Origin of the sequence: Bariatricus sp. HCP28S3_A4 (assembly GCF_052066395.1) — a bacterium.
GTDB lineage: Bacteria > Bacillota > Clostridia > Lachnospirales > Lachnospiraceae > Allocoprococcus.
Genome location: NZ_JBQHSE010000027.1, coordinates 1 through 19,084, shown reverse-complemented (window position 1 = coordinate 19,084; position 19,084 = coordinate 1). Strand labels below are relative to the sequence as shown.

General features: G+C 42.5%; 14 protein-coding genes, 7 tRNA genes and 1 rRNA gene. 5 read left to right on the top strand and 17 right to left on the bottom strand.

All coding sequences use genetic code 11. The features are described 5' to 3' along the window. The first annotated feature begins 69 nt into the window (after positions 1-69). Positions 70-843 carry an adaptor protein MecA gene (locus ACTNBF_RS12705; RefSeq protein ID WP_427808389.1) on the top strand — a complete coding sequence of 258 codons (774 nt, stop codon included), beginning with the start codon at positions 70-72 and terminating at the stop codon, positions 841-843. A gap of 62 nt (positions 844-905) precedes the next feature. Here ACTNBF_RS12705 and ACTNBF_RS12700 read toward each other — a convergent pair whose 3' ends face one another. Both ACTNBF_RS12700 and ACTNBF_RS12695 read right to left on the bottom strand, forming a co-directional pair. Then, positions 906-1,112, bottom strand: coding sequence for a DUF1858 domain-containing protein (locus ACTNBF_RS12700; protein WP_427808387.1), 207 nt, complete (start codon positions 1,110-1,112; stop codon positions 906-908). Positions 1,113-1,625: 513 nt separating this feature from the next. After that, on the bottom strand, positions 1,626-2,552 hold the full coding sequence (locus ACTNBF_RS12695) for a C40 family peptidase (RefSeq protein WP_441089401.1): 927 nt from the start codon (positions 2,550-2,552) through the stop codon (positions 1,626-1,628). A gap of 334 nt (positions 2,553-2,886) precedes the next feature. On the opposite strand from ACTNBF_RS12695, the gene ACTNBF_RS12690 reads away from it, so the two are divergent. The 4 genes from ACTNBF_RS12690 to trhA all read left to right on the top strand — a co-directional run bounded on the left by ACTNBF_RS12690 (position 2,887) and on the right by trhA (position 5,402). Continuing rightward, positions 2,887-3,273 (top strand): Fur family transcriptional regulator, encoded by a 387-nt coding sequence (locus ACTNBF_RS12690; protein WP_427808383.1) that lies wholly within the window; start codon positions 2,887-2,889, stop codon positions 3,271-3,273. A gap of 130 nt (positions 3,274-3,403) precedes the next feature. Then, positions 3,404-3,946: an NADH peroxidase gene (locus ACTNBF_RS12685; RefSeq protein ID WP_427808381.1), complete on the top strand. Its 543-nt coding sequence runs from the start codon at positions 3,404-3,406 to the stop codon at positions 3,944-3,946. Between the two features lie 87 nt (positions 3,947-4,033). Further along, complete coding sequence (rbr, locus tag ACTNBF_RS12680) at positions 4,034-4,570, top strand: rubrerythrin (RefSeq protein WP_427808379.1); 537 nt, start codon at positions 4,034-4,036, stop codon at positions 4,568-4,570. Between the two features lie 184 nt (positions 4,571-4,754). Beyond that, entirely contained in the window at positions 4,755-5,402 is a 648-nt protein-coding gene (gene trhA, locus ACTNBF_RS12675) for a PAQR family membrane homeostasis protein TrhA (protein ID WP_427819434.1), read from the top strand. A gap of 4 nt (positions 5,403-5,406) precedes the next feature. On the opposite strand, the gene ACTNBF_RS12670 is transcribed toward trhA, so the two are convergent. The 15 genes from ACTNBF_RS12670 to ACTNBF_RS12600 form a co-directional block, all read right to left on the bottom strand. Then, positions 5,407-5,688 (bottom strand): GIY-YIG nuclease family protein, encoded by a 282-nt coding sequence (locus ACTNBF_RS12670; protein ID WP_427808375.1) that lies wholly within the window; start codon positions 5,686-5,688, stop codon positions 5,407-5,409. An 85-nt stretch (positions 5,689-5,773) separates the two neighbouring features. Next, a complete protein-coding gene (locus tag ACTNBF_RS12665) occupies positions 5,774-6,532 on the bottom strand; it encodes a peptidoglycan DD-metalloendopeptidase family protein (RefSeq protein WP_441089400.1) in 759 nt (252 codons plus the stop codon). A gap of 55 nt (positions 6,533-6,587) precedes the next feature. Next, positions 6,588-7,481, bottom strand: a complete 894-nt coding sequence (locus ACTNBF_RS12660) for a SpoIID/LytB domain-containing protein (protein ID WP_427808371.1) — start codon at positions 7,479-7,481, stop codon at positions 6,588-6,590. A 56-nt stretch (positions 7,482-7,537) separates the two neighbouring features. Further along, positions 7,538-10,006: a glycogen/starch/alpha-glucan phosphorylase gene (locus ACTNBF_RS12655; protein WP_441089399.1), complete on the bottom strand. Its 2,469-nt coding sequence runs from the start codon at positions 10,004-10,006 to the stop codon at positions 7,538-7,540. A 21-nt stretch (positions 10,007-10,027) separates the two neighbouring features. After that, complete coding sequence (gene ileS, locus ACTNBF_RS12650; protein ID WP_441089398.1) at positions 10,028-13,183, bottom strand: isoleucine--tRNA ligase; 3,156 nt, start codon at positions 13,181-13,183, stop codon at positions 10,028-10,030. Between the two features lie 439 nt (positions 13,184-13,622). Then, complete coding sequence (locus ACTNBF_RS12645; RefSeq protein ID WP_441089397.1) at positions 13,623-15,137, bottom strand: D-alanyl-D-alanine carboxypeptidase family protein; 1,515 nt, start codon at positions 15,135-15,137, stop codon at positions 13,623-13,625. 18 nt (positions 15,138-15,155) lie between these two features. Continuing rightward, on the bottom strand, positions 15,156-16,871 hold the full coding sequence (locus ACTNBF_RS12640) for an ABC-ATPase domain-containing protein (RefSeq protein ID WP_441089409.1): 1,716 nt from the start codon (positions 16,869-16,871) through the stop codon (positions 15,156-15,158). Between the two features lie 96 nt (positions 16,872-16,967). Next, positions 16,968-17,040, bottom strand: a tRNA-Lys gene (locus tag ACTNBF_RS12635). Positions 17,041-17,069: 29 nt separating this feature from the next. Further along, positions 17,070-17,142 (bottom strand) — tRNA-Phe (locus ACTNBF_RS12630). Between the two features lie 4 nt (positions 17,143-17,146). Next, a tRNA-Met gene (locus ACTNBF_RS12625) sits at positions 17,147-17,220 on the bottom strand. A 38-nt stretch (positions 17,221-17,258) separates the two neighbouring features. Then, positions 17,259-17,340, bottom strand: a tRNA-Tyr gene (locus ACTNBF_RS12620). A 4-nt stretch (positions 17,341-17,344) separates the two neighbouring features. Further along, positions 17,345-17,417: transfer RNA gene (locus ACTNBF_RS12615), tRNA-Thr, on the bottom strand. A gap of 7 nt (positions 17,418-17,424) precedes the next feature. Then, positions 17,425-17,497 (bottom strand) — tRNA-Val (locus ACTNBF_RS12610). 59 nt (positions 17,498-17,556) lie between these two features. Continuing rightward, a tRNA-Asp gene (locus ACTNBF_RS12605) sits at positions 17,557-17,630 on the bottom strand. 78 nt (positions 17,631-17,708) lie between these two features. Continuing rightward, a 23S ribosomal RNA gene (locus ACTNBF_RS12600) occupies positions 17,709-19,084 on the bottom strand; the annotation flags it as partial.

Below are 19,084 nucleotides of genomic sequence, written 5' to 3'. Positions count from 1 at the left end.
TTTTCGATTTTTGTTTATACTAATAGTGATTTACTATAACTTTTAATTGTGATAGGAAGTGATGACAACATGAAGATAGAGAAAATTAATGATAACCAGATACGCTGCACGTTGACCCATGCCGACCTGGCAGAGCGCGAACTGAAGCTCAGCGAACTGGCATACGGCACCGAGAAAGCAAAATCACTTTTTCATGACATGATGCAGCAAGCCGCACATGAATTTGGTTTTGAAGCTGAGAATATACCTTTGATGATCGAAGCCATCCCTGCTTCTTCTGATTCTATCGTGCTTATTATCACCAAAGTCGAAGATCCTGAAGAACTGGACACCCGTTTTTCCAAATTCTCACCGCTCCCGCTTGGAGAAGCTCCTGACAAGAAGAAGAATTCCATGCTCGACCGTCTGAAGAAACTGGAAGGCGCAGACGAATTTCTCGATCTGCTCCGCCACGTAACAGATGCTATGAGTGATCTTCCCGAAGATGTGCCGGTTGCACCAAAAGATACCACTGAAACTACTGCAGCCAAAGAACCTGAAGAAAAAGTTCCCACAATCCGCTTTTTCTCATTTGCCACACTCGACGGCGTTATTCAGGCATCCAATCTGCTCATCGAGATGTACGAAGGTTCCAGCACTTTATATAAAGATGAGCGAAATGATCTATACATTTTGGCTCTTACACAAGCTGCACATAATACTGTTGACTTTAACCGGATCTGCAATATGCTTTCCGAATATGGTTCATCTGAACCGGGAACCGGAGCTTCCCTCGCATTTCTCGAAGAACACTGCGAGATTATTGCGTCACAGAATGCCGTACAGACACTTGGAAATTTATAAGATACCATATTATAGTAATAAAAGGACACAGCAAATCGCCGTGTCCCTTTTATTATCTCATCTTATGCATTTGCTGCCAGAAAAGCATTGATCTTTTCAACGAGAAGATCTCCGTCTAATCCATGAACCATAGCTGCCTCTTCCAATGTCTCAGCCTGAGCTCCCGGGCATCCAAGACAATGCATTCCAACTTCCATCAGAATCGGAGCTGTCTCCGGTGCAACATTCAACAGCTCACCAATTGTCATATTCTTATTTACTTCTTTCATGAGAAATTCCTCCTTCGATTTGATCTGTCTTTACACTCAGATATTTTTTATTATACTACCGATTATTTCAATTATCAATAATAATGTCCTATTTCTGTTTTGCACATATGAGTACGAAATATATACAATTCAGATAAATTGAGCAGTCAATTTTCACTTCTTTTTGACTACTTAAAAGTCAATCATTTTTTCAATTTCTTTCGACAAAATGTGATTTTTATTAATTATACCCAAAACATCCGTTCTGTTTTTTATTCAAAGTTGTCCACCAAAAACATATGTTTTTGTGTGGATAACGTGGATAACTCTTCTTTCATTACGTTTTTTCCACGTTTTTTGGCCTTTTGAGCGTGGATAACTTGGATAACTCATTTGGGATAACTTTTACATCATTTTCTTTCTTTATACAAATTCCCCATACATTTCGACACAAAATTTGAAACAAAAAAAATCCGAAATTTTTATTCCGGATTTTTCTGTCTGACTTTTCACACTGTTTTAAAACACCTTCGTCTATAATACTCTTCTGACTGCCAGTATGGTCGTATAAGTGGCTGGTGAGATTCCAATTCCCTGCGCCGGATTCATTGCATTTACAATTTGACCATTTCCTATATAGATTCCCACGTGCCCATCATAACAAATCACATCTCCGGGTATTGCCTCCTCATAACTTACACCGACTCCCGCACTTCGCTGTTCGTATGAAGTTCTCGGTAAGGTAATTCCAAAATGTGCAAATACAGATTGAACAAATCCTGAACAATCCGCCCCGTTCGTCAGACTTGTGCCTCCCCACACATAGGGATTTCCTATGAACTGACAGGCATATGCGACGACTGCCTGTCCGTCTGATTCTTTCTCTTTAGCCGCTGCTTCCGCCGCAGCACGCTCTCTTGCTTCTTCTTCTGCTTTCGCCTCTTCCTCAGCCTGCAGCCTTGCCTCTTCCTGCTCTCTGGATTCCGCATAAATAAATGGATCTTTCCTTCCTTCACTTTCTGCTTTTTCCACCAGTTCTTCTGCAAGCTCCTCCGATTCCTGTCCGATCGTAATATACTCGGTCTTTACATACCCGGTCACCTCACCGGATTCTACCGCAGTCCACTCTCCGACCGGCCCTATAATCTTCGCTGCATATCCCGGATAAAGCTTTCCGACATACTCGCTCTCTTTCGTTGGCTGACTCCTTATATATAAGAAGGTAGTGACATCGGCAAACGCCATATCTAAATACTCACCCTTATTTGACGGCACCAGATAATCTTCCACTTTGATTTCTTTATTTTGTGAATAGCAATCATTCAGCACCGCTTCAATTCCAACTCCCGGCATATTTCCGGACGATATTTGCTCCACGTCCTCTGCCATCACCGGCATTACCGGGAATGCTGCTCCCAGCAATGTAACCAGGAACAATCCTCTTCTAAGATTTGAATGCATAAATCTCCCTCCTTTATGTATTCTTATCTTTTGTAAATATTACAGAATTGTTACATATGTTACGCTGATATTATATCAATCACATATGCTTTTGTCAACCAAATAGCCAAATTTCTCTTCGTCAAAGAATTTTCCATTTCTACTTTTTTCGAAAAATAAGCATATAATTATTACAAATTGTTACAATATCTTTTAACAGTATTTACATTCTTCAGAACTTTATTCAATTTTATATATTTTTATTTTGTGTATTTTAATTTTATTGACAATACTTCTTTTTTCGGATATTATAATTTTAATAACTGTTATCATTATCAAAGAAAGGAGAGTTCATGTGGCAAATTTAAAATACAGCAGGCAACGTGAGGCCATCAAAGAATATCTTTGTTCAACTAACTGTCATCCGACTGCCGACTCTGTTTATATGTATGTAAAACAAGAATTTCCAAATATCAGTCTTGGAACTGTATACCGCAATTTGAATCTTCTGGCTGATTTGGGTGAAGTGCTCAAACTCACGACCCCCGATGGGGCCGTCCGTTTTGACGCCCATACCTCACCGCATTACCATTTTTATTGTAAATCATGTGGAAAATTCATCGACATGGGCATTAATATAGAAGATCTGAATGAACTTGCATCCCGCAATTTTGACGGCAGTATAGACTCACACGATATTATTTTTTATGGAATTTGCGGAGATTGCACACACAAGTCATAATAATATTTATGATAAGATGATTAAATTTTCCAATATCTATTGACAATGTTCATAATTTGTGGTAACTTAATATCAGTAACTATTACTGATATTTAAAGTTAAAAATAAATAAGAAAAGGAGATTACAACCATGAAAAAATTTGTTTGTACAGTATGTGGCTACGTTTACGAAGGAGAAGCAGCACCGGAGAAATGTCCAGTTTGTGGTGTTGGCGCTGAGAAGTTCAAAGAGCAGGCCGGCGAAAGAGAATGGGCTGCTGAACACGTTGTAGGTGTTGCTAAGGGCGTTAGCGAAGACATTCTTGCTGATTTAAGAGCAAACTTTGAAGGTGAATGTTCCGAAGTTGGTATGTATCTTGCAATGGCAAGAGTTGCTCACAGAGAAGGATATCCGGAAATCGGATTATACTGGGAGAAAGCTGCTTGGGAAGAAGCTGAACATGCTGCAAAATTCGCTGAATTATTAGGCGAAGTTGTAACAGACAGCACCAAGAAGAACCTTGAGATGAGAGTTGACGCTGAGAACGGCGCTACCGCTGGTAAATTTGATCTTGCAAAACGTGCAAAAGCTGCTAACCTTGACGCAATCCATGATACAGTTCATGAAATGGCAAGAGACGAAGCTCGTCACGGAAAAGCATTCGAAGGTCTGTTAAAGAGATACTTTGGCTAAAATAATTTAGCAACTCTTAAGGACTGTAGATTTCTTTCTACAGTCCTTTTTTTAAGATAAATGGAAGAATAAAAAGGAGAATTTATTATGTCTAAATATGCAGGAACAAAAACAGAACAGAATTTGCTGGCAGCATTTGCCGGAGAATCTGAAGCACGCAACAAATACACCTATTATGCTTCTGCTGCCAAAAAAGCAGGATTCGTACAGATGGCAAATATTTTCGAAGAGACCGCTAACCAGGAAAAAGAACACGCTAAAATGTGGTTCAAAGAATTCCATGGCATCGGAAATGTAGAAGAAAATCTGGCTGACGCTGCTGCAGGCGAGAATTATGAATGGACAGAAATGTACAAACGTATGGCTGAGGAAGCAAGAGAAGAAGGCTTTGAAGAACTGGCCGCCAAATTTGAGCTTGTTGCAGAAGTAGAAGCATCCCATGAAAGACGTTATAACAAATTACTTGAAAGCTACAAAGCTGGAAAAACATTTGAAGGAGAAGCTCCTCTTGGATGGAAATGTAATAACTGCGGATATATTTACATCGGAGAAGAAGCTCCGGAAGTATGCCCGGTATGTGCTCATCCGAAGGCTTACTTTGAAAGAAAAGTTGAAAATTACTAGAAATACTCTTAGGGCTGGCAAATTGCCAGCCCTTTTTTTATTTTACATTTTCCTCTTGCATTTTCCGAATAAAAGGTGTAATATTCACATATACTTAATGTAGTTTCGAAAACTACATGTAATAATATAACCATTTTAACGTTTATTTATATGTTGTCATATACTAAATAAGGGAGGAATCATTATGACCAGACATATCAAAGACCCCGGAAGTGCAATCACCCATTTTATTGGAATGCTTATGGCAATTTTTGCAGCTGTTCCTCTTCTCATCAAAGCGGCACACGAGCCACAGCGGATCTATCTCATATCACTCACCATATACGCCGTGAGCCTGATCCTTCTGTATGCCGCAAGCACCACCTACCACACATTTATCTGCTCCGAGAAGCTTACAACCGTATTAAAGAAAATAGATCATATGATGATATTTGTCTTGATAGCCGGAAGTTATACCCCGATCTGCATGCTGGTCCTGGAACGCAGAGCCGGCATGATGCTGCTCGCCCTGATCTGGGGAATCGCTGCCATCGGGATTCTGATCAAAGCTTTCTGGGTATACTGTCCGAAATGGGTTTCATCCATTCTTTACATCGGAATGGGGTGGACCTGTGTACTTGCTTTCAGCCAGATTCTGAACAATCTGACCCGAAGCGAATTTGCATGGCTTCTTGCGGGCGGCATTATTTACACGATCGGAGGAATCATCTATGCATTAAAGCTCCCGATCTTTAACAACAAGCACAAGAATTTTGGCAGCCACGAGATTTTCCACCTGTTTGTCATGGGCGGAAGTGCCTGCCATTTCATTGTAATGTATTCATTATTGTAGATATTTACTCCATTGAATCACAATTATTGTCAGAAAGAGACGGTTCATACTCTGCTATGAGCCGTTTCTTTTCTTCCCGGCTCATTCTCTTGATATGATATTCGCGGCTCATAGCCTCTTCTTTCGTCTGAAATTTCTCCATATAAACCAGTTCTACCGGTCGTCTGGACTTCGTGTATTTCGCGCCCCGCCCTTCATTATGTGCCCGGACCCTTTTTTCGATATCATTCGTCCAGCCGGTATAGAGCGTTCCGTCCCTGCATTTTACGATATATGTATAGTTCATTTTGCCTGTCTCCAAAAGAGAGACGAAACATTCCGGATTTCTATTTTTCCGGCAATGTTCCGCCCTTCTTCATCCTTTTTGATCTTTAGTCTTCCAGATCCATATAATCCATAGGATCCACCGGTTGACCGTCCTTTCGCATTTCGAAATAAAGGTTACATCCCTCAACACTGTAATATTTGGTCGGCTCACTCAGATATCCGAGTACAGTTCCGGCCTCCACGTAATCACCGACATAGACTGGTACTTCTTTGAGCTGACCATAAATACATTCATATCCGTTACCCATATCCACAGTGATCGTGGTACCTGTCTGAGGAAGTACATCAATCGATTTTACGATTCCGGGAGCTGCTGCAATAACATTATCATTGACTGCACCCGCAATGATGACTGCCGGATTGTATTTATACTGATCCAGCGTCTGAAAATACACGGTTTTATCCATGCTGTAGCTCATCATCACATTCCCGTTGACCGGCCACAGAAGCTGGTCCGACTCTGTAAAATAGACCTGTGCCGTCTCTCCTGCCGTCTCCGTCACCGAATCAGTGTTTTCGGTTTCTTCAGTTCCTTCCGCAGTCTCATTTTCCGGCAAAGCTTCATCCGAAGTATCTTCCTGCTTTGCTTCTACTCCGTCTGTAGAGTTAGCTGCCTCTGCCATCTCCTTCTCTGTCTCTGCCTGTTCTTCCTGCTTTGCGAGCTCCAGTTCTTTGCTTGTTTTCTCCTTGTAGCTGTTCCATGTATAGGCTCCGGTAATCGCAATGACTGCTGAAAAACAGATTGCCAGAGCATAAGCCGCCTGTTTTTTCCCTTTCTGAGAAAGTCGCTGTTTCTTATTCATATTTTATCACCTCTGACAATATTTTTGCCAGAAAAACAGAGCCTTATTCATTTTTTTATGAAATGTCTGTGCTTGTGACAATTTCAACAACTTCCTCCAGAGTCGTTCCTTCAAAAAAATAATTTAAAATATCCTGATAAGAACTGCCGTCTGCTGCCATCTGTTCAGCCGTATACTGGCTCATTCCGAGTCCATGCCCGATTCCTTTCGAAGTGACCCGGATCTGACCGTCAAATTCCTGCAAAGTAAAGCAGGCCGAAGCGAGATGATATGTATCCCGGAATGCCTCCCCTTTTACGGTTTCTTTCCCACAACGCACTTCCGTCACATATCCAGCACTGTCCGTTCCCGTGACCTCCATATCCGTTCCCTGGATCATCTGTGTCGTCATGGCATCCTCAGATTCCACGTCCGCGGGACATTCCTTTACCTGCAGATACGGGTATTCTTCCGTTCCCAGAACTTCTGCCGCAGAACGTGTTTTCCCATTGCTGAGCTTATGATACGGTGTAAGAGCCGGCATTCCATTGTAAATTAAAATCTTCCCTTCCGTGTCATTCCAGGCTTCCTGAATACGGTCATATTTTTCTGCATAGTCACTGGCTCCCCAGTTGCTCTTCATCTGACTTCTTGTCCAGTACCCCTTTTTTAGAACCGTTTCACTTCCTTCTTCCTGTATGCTTTTACAGATACTTGTCCGAATCAGCACTGCCTGTGCCTTCAACGCTTCCATACCGGCATCCGCATCCATTTCTTTTGCCAAAACGCCTATCCCATACTCATCGAGCGTCAGTTTGACTGTCTTCTCATTTCTTTCTACTTTCACATAAATTGAAGCAGTTCCGACTGATGCTGTCATTTGACTTCCATTCAGAAAAACCGTTATAATATAAGGCAAAAGTATCATAATAACAAGAAAATACCCTGCCTGTCTGATCCATTTCTTCATATAACAGTAAAACCTCCCATACCACTGTATGAGAGGTTTCCCTGATTTATGAATTCTTATTCTTCAGGTTCAACAGTAACTTTATCAAGTTTCCAGATATCATCCACATATTCCTGAATTGTTCTGTCAGATGTGAATTTACCGCAGCTTGCAGTATTGAGGAGTGCCATTCTTGCCCAGCGGTCCGTATCACGATATGCCTCTTCTACTCTCTTCTGCGCTTCTGCATAAGGACGGAAATCCTTCAAAATGAAATACATATCCGGTCTCGGACTTCCCTGTGTATTAAGCAGAGAGTTGTAAAGGTCACGGAACATTTCATGATCTCCATGAGAATAGGTTCCATCCATAAGCTGATCTACCACACGCTTCAGTTCCCAATCGTTGAAATAAATTTCCTGCGGATTGTATCCACCATGGTTTTCGTAATTAATAACTTCATCAGAGCTGAGGCCGAAGATAAATGCATTTTCGATTCCCACTTCTTCCACGATCTCAACGTTTGCACCATCCATAGTTCCGAGAGTCGGAGCTCCGTTCAGCATAAATTTCATGTTTCCGGTTCCAGATGCCTCTTTTGAAGCGGTAGAAATCTGTTCGCTGACATCTGCAGCTGCAAAGATCCACTCTGCATTAGATACACGGTAATCTTCAATGAAGACAATTTTCAGTTTTCCATTGATAGAACGGTCATTATTTACTACTTCTGCAACAGAGTTGATCAGCTTGATGATCTGTTTTGCACGAATATATCCTGCGGAAGCCTTTGCACCAAAGATAAAGGTTCTCGGATAGAACGGCATTTCCGGATGTTCTTTAATCTGATTATACAGATACATAACATGTAAAATGTTCAGAAGCTGACGTTTGTATTCATGAAGACGTTTCACCTGTACATCAAAAATAGATCTCGGGTCAACTTCCACTCCATTGTGTTCCAGAATATAAGCAGCAAGACGCTCTTTATTCTTATATTTGATGTCCATAAATTCAGCTCTCGCCTTCGGATCATCAGCAAGTGGTTTTAACTTAGCCATTTCAGAAAGATCGGTGATCCATCCGTCTCCGATATGTGCGGTTACCCAGTCAGCAAGGAGCTGATTTCCATGAAGAAGGAATCTTCTCTGAGTAATACCATTTGTCTTGTTATTAAACTTATTCGGCATCATCTCATAGAAATCTCTCAGTTCCTGATGCTTCAGAATCTCTGTATGAAGCTTTGCAACACCATTTACAGAGTAACCTGCAACGATTGCAAGGTGTGCCATCTTCACCTGTCCGTCACGAAGGATTGCCATCTTTGCAACTTTATTCTCGTTACCCGGATACATCTGACGAATCTGCTCTACAAAACGGCGGTCGATTTCCTGCACGATCTGGTAAACACGCGGAAGCAGTCTTGAGAACAGGTCGATCGGCCATTTTTCAAGCGCTTCTGACATGATTGTATGGTTTGTATAAGCAACCGTTTTCGTGGTGACATCCCATGCTTCGTCCCATTCCAGACCTTCCTGGTCAATAAGAAGACGCATTAATTCGGCAACTGCCACGGTCGGATGCGTATCATTCATCTGAATCGTAACTTTCTCGTACAGTTTGCGGATATCGCTGTGTTTCTTTTTATATTTTGCAATCAATGCCTGCAAACTTGCTGACACGAAGAAATACTGCTGTTTCAGACGAAGCTCTTTTCCTGCATAGTGATTATCGTTCGGATACAGAACCTCTACGATATTCTTAGCCAGGTTTTCCTGTTCGATCGCTTTATGGTATTCACCACGGTCGAAGGAATCAAGTTTAAATTCTGTAATCGCTTTTGCATCCCAGATACGGAGCGTATTGACTACATGGTTTCCGTATCCAACGATCGGCATATCGTACGGGATTGCAAGTACGGATTCATAGTTTTCCTGAATATAGTAATTTCTCTTTGTCTTCTCGTCGTATTCAACGCGGATCGTTCCGCCGAAACGAACTTCTTTTGCATACTCATCACGGCGAAGCTCAAACGGATTACCGTCTTTCAGCCAGTTATCCGGTGTCTCTACCTGATAACCATTCTCAATTTTCTGCTTAAACATACCATAGCGATAACGAATTCCGCATCCATATGCTGCATATCCCAAAGTTGCAAGAGAGTCCAGGAAACAAGCTGCCAGACGTCCCAGACCACCATTTCCAAGTGCTGCGTCCGGTTCCTGATCTTCGATTGCATTTAGATCGATTCCCATCTCATTGAGCGCTTCTTTTACTTCCTTGTAAGCGGTCATATTGATCAGGTTATTACCAAGTGCGCGTCCCATCAGAAACTCCATTGACATATAATAAACAGTCTTTGGATCTTCTTTCTCGTATGTCTTCTGTGTTGCAAGCCAGTCATCCACAATTGCTTCTTTCACTGCATAAGATACAGCCTGAAAAATCTGCTGTGGTGTTGCCTCATCGATTTCACGACGATACAGTGTACGCACATTATGCTTTACTTCTTTCTTAAATGCTTCTTTCTCAAATCTTTTACTATACATTATGTTCTCCCTTCGTAAGCTTTAGTTCTTTTCTACTCCCAGATTAACTGTTTCACCGTTGATCTTCCATTCCTTTACATGACCTGCCGGAACAGCTTTTTCAACGCTGACCGCCAGAGTCTCCTGTCCGATTTCATCGGCAAATTTTTCAAATACAGACTCTGCTTTTTCGCTTCCGTCATATGTTACTTTGATCTTATCTGTTACTTCGAAGTCTGCTTCCTTGCGCATTGTCTGGATCTTACTGATGATTTCTCTTACAAAACCTTCTTCCAGAAGTTCTTCTGTCAAATTCGTATCGAGAACAACCGTAATTCCATAATCACTCTCAGATACATATCCTTCTGCCTGACTCATATCAATCAGAAGGTCTTCCGTAGCCAATACAACCTCCTGCCCATTCACATCAAGCTTCAAAACACCATTTGCGTTCAGTTCATCCATTGCTGCATTTCCGTCAAGATTATTCAGTGCGTTCTTGATTCCCCCCAGCAGCTTGCCATATTTCGGTCCTACCGTCTTAAGCTGCGGCTTGAATGTATAAGAAGTAAATGCACGAACATCTTCCGTAATTTCCATTTTTTTCACATTCAGCTCGTCTGTAATGATATCCTGATAAAATTTTGGAAGTTCTCCAATTCCTTTTACAAACATCTTGCCGATCGGCTGACGGTTTTTGATGTTTGCAGTATTACGGCATGCACGTCCCATAACAACAATTTTGAGGACCTCATCCATATTTTCTTCCAGATTTTTATCGATATATGCATCATTGGCAACCGGGAAATCACAAAGATGGATACTTTCCGGTGCGGTTTCATCAAGACTTCTCACCAGATTCTGATATATCTCTTCTGTCATAAACGGAATCATCGGTGCTGCTACCTTGGAAACAGTAACCAGTGCAGTATACAGGGTCATATACGCATTGATCTTATCCTGTTCCATTCCTTTTGCCCAGAAACGTTCACGGCTTCTTCTTACATACCAGTTACTCATATCATCTACAAAATCCTGAAGTGCTCTTGCAGCTTCCGGAATTCTGTAATTTTCAAGATTGTCATCCACTACTTTGATTAAAGTATTCAGCTTAGACAGCAGCCATTTATCCATTACGGACAATTTATCATAATCCAATGTATATTCTGCTGCATCAAAATCATCAATATTTGCATACAGTACAAAGAATGCATAGGTATTCCACAAAGTTCCCATAAATTTGCGCTGGCCTTCCATAACCGCTTTTCCATGGAAACGATTCGGAAGCCAAGGAGCACTGTTCACATAGAAATACCAGCGGATTGCATCTGCTCCGTATGTCTCCAGAGCTTCAAACGGATCGACCGCATTACCCTTTGACTTACTCATCTTCTGTCCGTTTTCATCCTGAACATGTCCCAGAACGATAACATTCTTGTACGGTGCCTTATTGAAGATCAGTGTTGATATCGCAAGCAGAGAATAGAACCATCCTCTTGTCTGATCCACCGCCTCTGAAATAAAATCTGCCGGGAACTGCTGTTCAAACAATTCTTTATTTTCAAATGGATAGTGATGCTGCGCAAACGGCATAGAACCACTGTCGAACCAGCAGTCAATAACCTCCGGTACACGGTGCATCGGCTTTCCGCACTTCGGGCAACGGATCGTTACTTCATCGATATATGGACGATGCAGTTCAATATCATCCGGACAATTATCTGACATTTCTTTTAATTCAGCAATACTTCCGATGGAATGCTGATGTCCGCATTCACATTCCCAAATATTCAGTGGAGTACCCCAGTAACGGTTACGGCTGATTCCCCAGTCCTGAACATTTTCCAGCCAGTCTCCAAAACGCCCTTTACCGATACTTTCCGGAATCCAGTTGATCGTATTGTTATTTGCAATCAGATCGTCTTTGACATCCGTCATCTTGATGAACCAGGATTCTCTCGCATAGTAGATCAGCGGTGTATCACATCTCCAGCAATGTGGATAACTGTGTTCAAACTTCGGAGCATCGAAGAGAAGTCCGCGGCTTTCCAGATCCTTCAGCACTTCCGGATCGGCCTTCTTTACAAACAATCCGGCAAACGGAGTCGTCTCTCCCATATTTCCTTTTTCATCAACAAGCTGTACAAAAGGAAGATCATATTTCCGGCCTACCTTTGCATCGTCCTCACCAAATGCAGGAGCAATATGAACCACTCCGGTACCATCTGTCAGAGTAACATAGGTATCGCATGTCACAAAGAAAGCTTTCTTGTTCTGCTTTGAAGCACAATCATATGCGCACTGATAAAGCGGCTCGTATTCTTTGTATTCCAGATCCTGTCCTTTGTATGTCTCCAGAATCTCATATGCCGGCTTTCCTTCTTCTGCAAATTTTCCAAGAATCGTGTCCAGAAGTGCACATGCCATATAATAAACATTACCGTCCGCACATTTTACTTTTGCATAATCTTCATACGGATTTACACAAAGTGCGATATTGGAAGGAAGTGTCCATGGTGTTGTCGTCCATGCCAGAATATAAGCATCCTCGTCCTTCACTTTGAATCGAACAATCGCAGAACGTTCTTTGACATCCTTGTACCCCTGCGCTACTTCCTGTGCAGACAGAGGCGTTCCGCAGCGTGGACAGTAAGGAACGATCTTAAATCCTTTATAAAGAAGTCCCTTATCCCAGATCTGCTTTAAAGCCCACCACTCGGATTCAATGAAATCATTATCGTAAGTTACATAAGGATGTTCCATATCCGCCCAGAACCCTACCGTACCTGAGAAATCTTCCCACATACCTTTGTATTTCCAGACACTTTCTTTACATTTGTTGATAAACGGTTCCAGACCATATTCTTCAATCTGATCCTTTCCGTCCAGTCCCAGAAGCTTTTCCACTTCAAGCTCTACCGGAAGACCATGAGTATCCCAACCAGCTTTACGAGGAACCATATATCCCTTCATAGTGCGGTATCTCGGAATCATATCCTTGATAACACGTGTCAGCACGTGTCCGATATGCGGTTTTCCATTCGCAGTCGGAGGACCATCATAGAAGGTATAGGTCTCTCCTTCTTTCCGGTTTTCCATACTTTTTTCAAAAATATGATTATCTTCCCAGAATTTTTCAATTGCCTTTTCTCTGTCAACAAACTTCAAATCTGTTGACACTTTCTTGTACTTGGCCATGTCAGTACTCCTTTCATAATCTTCAGCCTTTTCTGTTTCTTCACCATAAGATACGCAGTGAAATAAATATAGGTTAGCTGACATCCTATAATAAAAAAAGCTCTCCTCCTGTAATAGGACGAAAGCTTATGCATCGTTAACCACCTGTTACTGCATACCAACATATGAGTTTCCTATAACGGAGGAAATACCGGCATCCCTTACTCATATACCACTTTCGGGGACTGCAACTCAGAAGTGATATTCGAATATATCCTACTCGCACCGGTCTCTCACCATCACCGATTCGCTTTGTCTTTGAAATATATTCTACTGTCTTCGTCATAGTTTTTCTCTTTTACGTAGCTATTATAATAAAGAAACCCTTGACGAGTCAAGGGTTTCTTGGATTTTCAGCTTTTTGACGGATTTTTCTTGTAAAATTCCGCAGTTTGTATAGTTATCGTTCATATCTGTCTCTGGTATCTCTCCGGCTTATTTCTCGCCTTCTTTCCCCCGACATCTGCCTATATCTTTCTTCCTGCTGTCTTTTGCGCTTTCTGGCAATTCTGCGACGCCTCTGTGCCTCTCTTTTCTTCTTCCTTTTAACAGCAACAGCCAGTAAAAACAGAAAAAAGATGGTTCCCAATATGACAATCCCCGCAACGATCCATATGATCCATTTCCAGACACTGTTTTCTTTTTGTTCTTCCTTCTTTTCTTCTGGCTTCATCTCCGGTTCATTCTTTTCAAGATACACAGCACTGAATTGGACAGATGCCGTCCCAACCAGATGGCCGTCATAAGTATACTCAACGATTCCCGCCGTTTTATCATTAGAATCAGGGATCAGTTTCATCTCAAGACTTTCAAATTCCACACCGGAAGGAAGTAACACATATGCATTTTCATCGATACTCTTAATATTTTCCGATTTCTCTCTTTCTTTAATACTAACCTTCTGGAAATTGTCAAATCCATAATTCAAAAGTGCCTCTGAATCTGAATAAACATTTCTTCCATGTGTACGTAGAACAACACAAATCAGTCTTCGATTTCCATCGTCTGCACAAGTAACCAGAGTGTTCAATGCCAGATCTGTATAGCCTGTCTTTCCCGCAATGACCCTCGCATCATAATACTCATTTCCCTCATAAAACATCTGATGCTTTTGTTGAAACGTTCTTGTTTCTGATGTCAGATTCGTTGCGGGAATCGTATACTGCATTGTCTGACAGATCTCCTCAAATTCCGGATGATTATTCAAAAGCTCCCTTGTGATCAACGCCATATCCCTTGCTGTCGTATAGTGATTCGGATCCTCCAGTCCGTTGGTATTGACAAAATTGGAATTCAGACCTCCCAACTCTTTACATCGGGAATTCATCTCCTGTATGAACCAGTCATATCCCTCCCCTATACTCTCACCAATTGCATATGCGGCTTCGTTTGCTGATGCGAGCAAAACCGCATACAGCGCGTCTTTTAAAGAAATCTCTTCCCCCGGATTTAATCCAATGTGAGCATATCCATATCCAAGACAATTGATACAATCGTCTGTCACCGTGACCTTATCATCTAATTGTCCATTTTCCAATGCAATCAATACTGTCAAAATTTTTGTAATACTCGCAGGATAGCCCTTTCCATCAATATTTTTCGCATACAGGACAGCTCCACTCTCTGCATCCATCACAATCCCGGCCTCACCATATGTCTTAGGTCCTTCCGGCCAATCCTTCCATGCATTGGAATCTACTGTCATCTCGTACGCCTTCTGAGTGGCTGCCTCTTCGGCTTCCGAAGTCTGAGAAGGCTCACTTTGCGTCATATCAACCGGCTTTGTATCTTCCGCATTTCCATATAAAGGAATTGCACTGCTAAGAAGAAGCACTGTAACCAAAAATGCGGCAATGCGTCTCCTGTGTTTTTTTTCTTTCGCCTGATTTTTCAGAAAAAAATCTGCATAATTCATAATAACTCCTTATAACTCTTACAACAATCCCCTATAACGATTCACACATGCGTAAATATCCTGTTTTCGAATCTGAGCCATCCCGGACGGGATATACGTTCCCTGACACAAAAACTCTAATCCACATATCCGAAGCTGATTCCATAATTTTTCCACAAGCACATCCACATTCTGTTCTTGTCTCTCCATCTGTTCCAGTAAATATTTCAAACAATGAGAAAGCGTCGTCGTTTGTTCCGAATCCAGTATCTGCTCCACATATTTCAAATCCACAGTATCTTTACCAATTGAAAAACTGTCTTTTCCAAACTGCTTGATTTTCACCTGGTCTCTTTTTTTATCAAGGCGTTTCGATCTGGCAATCCTGCGAAATTTATCTTTATCAAAAATAACACTGATCGGAATTTTTGTTTCTGCCTCCATATTATCTTCCGGAACCTTTGCAATCACTTTCTTGACTTTTTCCGTAATATCAAATGTCTGATAATTATCCATCTGCAAAATCTTATCCGCAATATAAAAATAGGATCCCGAACTTCCTGCAACAAGAACAATCGATATACCGTGCTTTTCATTTAACTCCCTCGCCTGAAGGGTAAATGGTGTAATCGGCTCTTTATCTCCCGAAACAACAGTCTGCATAAGGCAATCACGGACCATGAAATTCGTAGCACAGGTATCTTCATCAATTAATAATGTTTTTGCTCCTGATTGAACCGCTTCTACAACATTCGCCGCCTGTGAAGTTGAACCACTTGCATCTTCTGTTGAAAAATCAACGGTATTTTTCTTATTTGGCAAATCATTAATAAATGGAGAAATATTAACATGAGATACTGCACGACCATCTTCTGCTCTGATTTTAACAGCTGTATCATCTGTAATCACATATTCCCTCCCATCGCCTGCTATATGATTATAAATTCCATGTTCCAGAGCTTTTAACAAAGTAGATTTTCCATGATATCCCCCTCCGACAATCAATGTAATTCCTTTCGGGATTCCCATTCCCTTAACAAGTCCCGCATACGGAAGCTTCATTTCAACTTCCATACTCGCAGGTGATTGAAATTTCACTGCATTTTTCATCGGTCTTTGAGAAATACCACTTTCTCTTGGAAGAACAGACCCGTTTGCCACAAATGCTACCAGATGTCTCCTAATCAGTTCTTCTCGTATTGTATGTTGATCTTCTGCCAGTTCAACTACCCGACGAACTTCATTCTTATTAATATTCTCATAGAATAATGACTTCTTAACAGCATCAGGAAGATACTCAAATAAAATCTTTTTTAGCTCATAAGCATTAATCGTCCGTCCGTTTGCCGGAAAGCCAACTTCAAACCTTACCAATAGATCTCCATTCTCAATTTTAAATGCTGTTCTCTCCAGTATCTCCTGACCACATCTGCTGATACCAATCAATCCACTCTTTCCTGATCCCTTTGCCTGAAACGTATAAGAAGAAACAGACTTAGTAAATAATCTGGTCAAATGATCCTGAAGAGCAATCCTTTTATAATCTGTATCATACATAGTAAGAGGAAAACCAGCCTGATCCTTTTTCACCTGAATGCTTAACTTAGAAGGTGCAGCAAACGGGTCTCCCTGTACATGGTCAATATGAAGTACAAATCCCGCAAATTGATAACTTTCTTTTAATTCTTTATAAGCAGGATACCCTTTACGGTTAATACTCATTAACATCTTATCTAATTCTACAGATGATTTCATTGTCTTCACTACCTACCTTCCTGCAAATTACTATCACTATCATTGTATAAAGAAAAAACCGCATTACTGTTAGAAACAATAATACGGTCTAAAAAATGAAGCATCGGGGATTCGAACCCCGGACAACTTGATTAAAAGTCAAGTGCTCTACCGACTGAGCTAATGCTCCATCCAGTTTAAATTGTCTTGGTAGACAAGTGCCCAGAGCCGGAATCGAACCAGCGACACGAGGATTTTCAGTCCTCTGCTCTACCGACTGAGCTATCTGGGCGAAATTGCGGGGGCAGGATTTGAACCTACGACCTTCGGGTTATGAGCCCGACGAGCTACCAGACTGCTCCACCCCGCGATAATTTATTTAATTCAATGTACATATAAAATGTACAATGGATGGAGGAGGATTCGAACCTCCGAAGGCGGTGCCAACAGATTTACAGTCTGCCCCCTTTGGCCACTCGGGAATCCATCCAAAAAGCCGATGATCGGACTCGAACCGATAACCTGCTGATTACAAATCAGCTGCTCTGCCAATTGAGCCACATCGGCATATCTATGGGACCAATAGGGCTCGAACCTATGACCCTCTGCTTGTAAGGCAGATGCTCTCCCAGCTGAGCTATGATCCCATAACATTAATACCTCATCAATAATCTGAGGCAGCTCTCACATTTTGAGTAAGAACTAGCGACCCGAATGGGACTCGAACCCACGACCTCCGCCGTGACAGGGCGGCGCTCTAACCAACTGAGCCATCGGGCCTTACTTAAAAGGTATATATACCTTCAAAACCACATACAAAGTTTTATCTCTCCATCCATTCTTCCTATCCTACCTATCTTGGTTATGCCCTCGACCGATTAGTAACAGTCAGCTCCATGCATTACTGCACTTCCACCTCTGCCCTATCTACCTCGTCGTCTTCAAGGGGTCTTACTACTTTCGTAGGGATATCTCATCTTAAGGGGGGCTTCACGCTTAGATGCCTTCAGCGTTTATCCCTTCCCGACTTGGCTACTCTGCCATGCCTTTGGCAAGACAACAGATACACCAGCGGTCGGTCCAGCCCGGTCCTCTCGTACTAAGGCCAGCTCCTCTCAAATATCCTACGCCCACGCCGGATAGGGACCGAACTGTCTCACGACGTTCTGAACCCAGCTCGCGTACCGCTTTAATGGGCGAACAGCCCAACCCTTGGGACCGACTTCAGCCCCAGGATGCGATGAGCCGACATCGAGGTGCCAAACCACTCCGTCGATGTGAACTCTTGGGAGTGATAAGCCTGTTATCCCCAGGGTAGCTTTTATCCGTTGAGCGATGGCAATCCCACTTTATACCACCGGATCACTAAGTCCTACTTTCGTACCTGCTCCACCCGTCGGTGTCGCAGTCAAGCTCCCTTCTGCCTTTGCACTCTTCGAATGGTTTCCAACCATTCTGAGGGAACCTTTGAGCGCCTCCGATACCCTTTCGGAGGCGACCGCCCCAGTCAAACTCCCCGCCTGACATTGTCCCCCAGCCGGGTCACGGCTGCTGGTTAGAAATCCAGTACTGCAAGGGTGGTATCCCAACAGCGGCTCCGTGGCTACTGGCGTAACCACTTCTTAGCCTCCCACCTATCCTGTACATACAATACCGAATCCCAGTATCAAGCTGGAGTAAAGCTCCATGGGGTCTTTCCGTCCTGGCGCGGGTAACCAGCATCTTCACTGGTACTTCAATTTCACCGGGTGCATTGTCGAGACAGTGCCCAAATCATTACGCCTTTCGTGCGGGTCGGAACTTACCCGACAAGGAATTTCGCTACCTTAGGACCGTTATAGTTACGGCCGCCGTTTACTGGGGCTTAAGTTCAAAGCTTCGCGTTTCCGCTAACCTCTCCCCTTAACCTTCCAGCACCGGGCAGGCGTCAGCCCATATACCTCACCTTTCGGTTTTGCATAGACCTGTGTTTTTGCTAAACAGTTGCTTGGGCCAATTCTCTGCGGCCAGCTCTCACTGGCACTCCTTCTCCCGAAGTTACGGAGTCATTTTGCCGAGTTCCTTAACAATGCTTCTCCCGTCGGCCTTAGGATTCTCTCCTCACCTACCTGTGTCGGTTTACGGTACGGGTACAGTACAAACAATAGCGGCTTTTCTTGGCAGCTGGCTCACACTCTTCCTTACTTTAGTTCAGTCCGCATCACGTCTTCGGATTGATGAGCGGATTTGCCAAC

Bases quoted from the DNA above. Each gene is read 5' to 3' on its own strand.
- ileS (WP_441089398.1), bottom strand. From the start codon at position 13,183: ATGGCCAAGTACAAGAAAGTGTCAACAGATTTGAAGTTTGTTGACAGA.
- ACTNBF_RS12665 (WP_441089400.1), bottom strand. From the start codon at position 6,532: ATGAATAAGAAACAGCGACTTTCTCAGAAAGGGAAAAAACAGGCGGCT.
- ACTNBF_RS12700 (WP_427808387.1), bottom strand. From the start codon at position 1,112: ATGAAAGAAGTAAATAAGAATATGACAATTGGTGAGCTGTTGAATGTT.
- ACTNBF_RS12705 (WP_427808389.1), top strand. From the start codon at position 70: ATGAAGATAGAGAAAATTAATGATAACCAGATACGCTGCACGTTGACC.
- rbr (WP_427808379.1), top strand. From the start codon at position 4,034: ATGTCTAAATATGCAGGAACAAAAACAGAACAGAATTTGCTGGCAGCA.
- ACTNBF_RS12645 (WP_441089397.1), bottom strand. From the start codon at position 15,137: ATGAATTATGCAGATTTTTTTCTGAAAAATCAGGCGAAAGAAAAAAAA.
- ACTNBF_RS12655 (WP_441089399.1), bottom strand. From the start codon at position 10,006: ATGTATAGTAAAAGATTTGAGAAAGAAGCATTTAAGAAAGAAGTAAAG.
- ACTNBF_RS12685 (WP_427808381.1), top strand. From the start codon at position 3,404: ATGAAAAAATTTGTTTGTACAGTATGTGGCTACGTTTACGAAGGAGAA.
- ACTNBF_RS12670 (WP_427808375.1), bottom strand. From the start codon at position 5,688: ATGAACTATACATATATCGTAAAATGCAGGGACGGAACGCTCTATACC.
- trhA (WP_427819434.1), top strand. From the start codon at position 4,755: ATGACCAGACATATCAAAGACCCCGGAAGTGCAATCACCCATTTTATT.
- ACTNBF_RS12640 (WP_441089409.1), bottom strand. From the start codon at position 16,871: ATGAAATCATCTGTAGAATTAGATAAGATGTTAATGAGTATTAACCGT.
- ACTNBF_RS12695 (WP_441089401.1), bottom strand. From the start codon at position 2,552: ATGCATTCAAATCTTAGAAGAGGATTGTTCCTGGTTACATTGCTGGGA.
- ACTNBF_RS12660 (WP_427808371.1), bottom strand. From the start codon at position 7,481: ATGAAGAAATGGATCAGACAGGCAGGGTATTTTCTTGTTATTATGATA.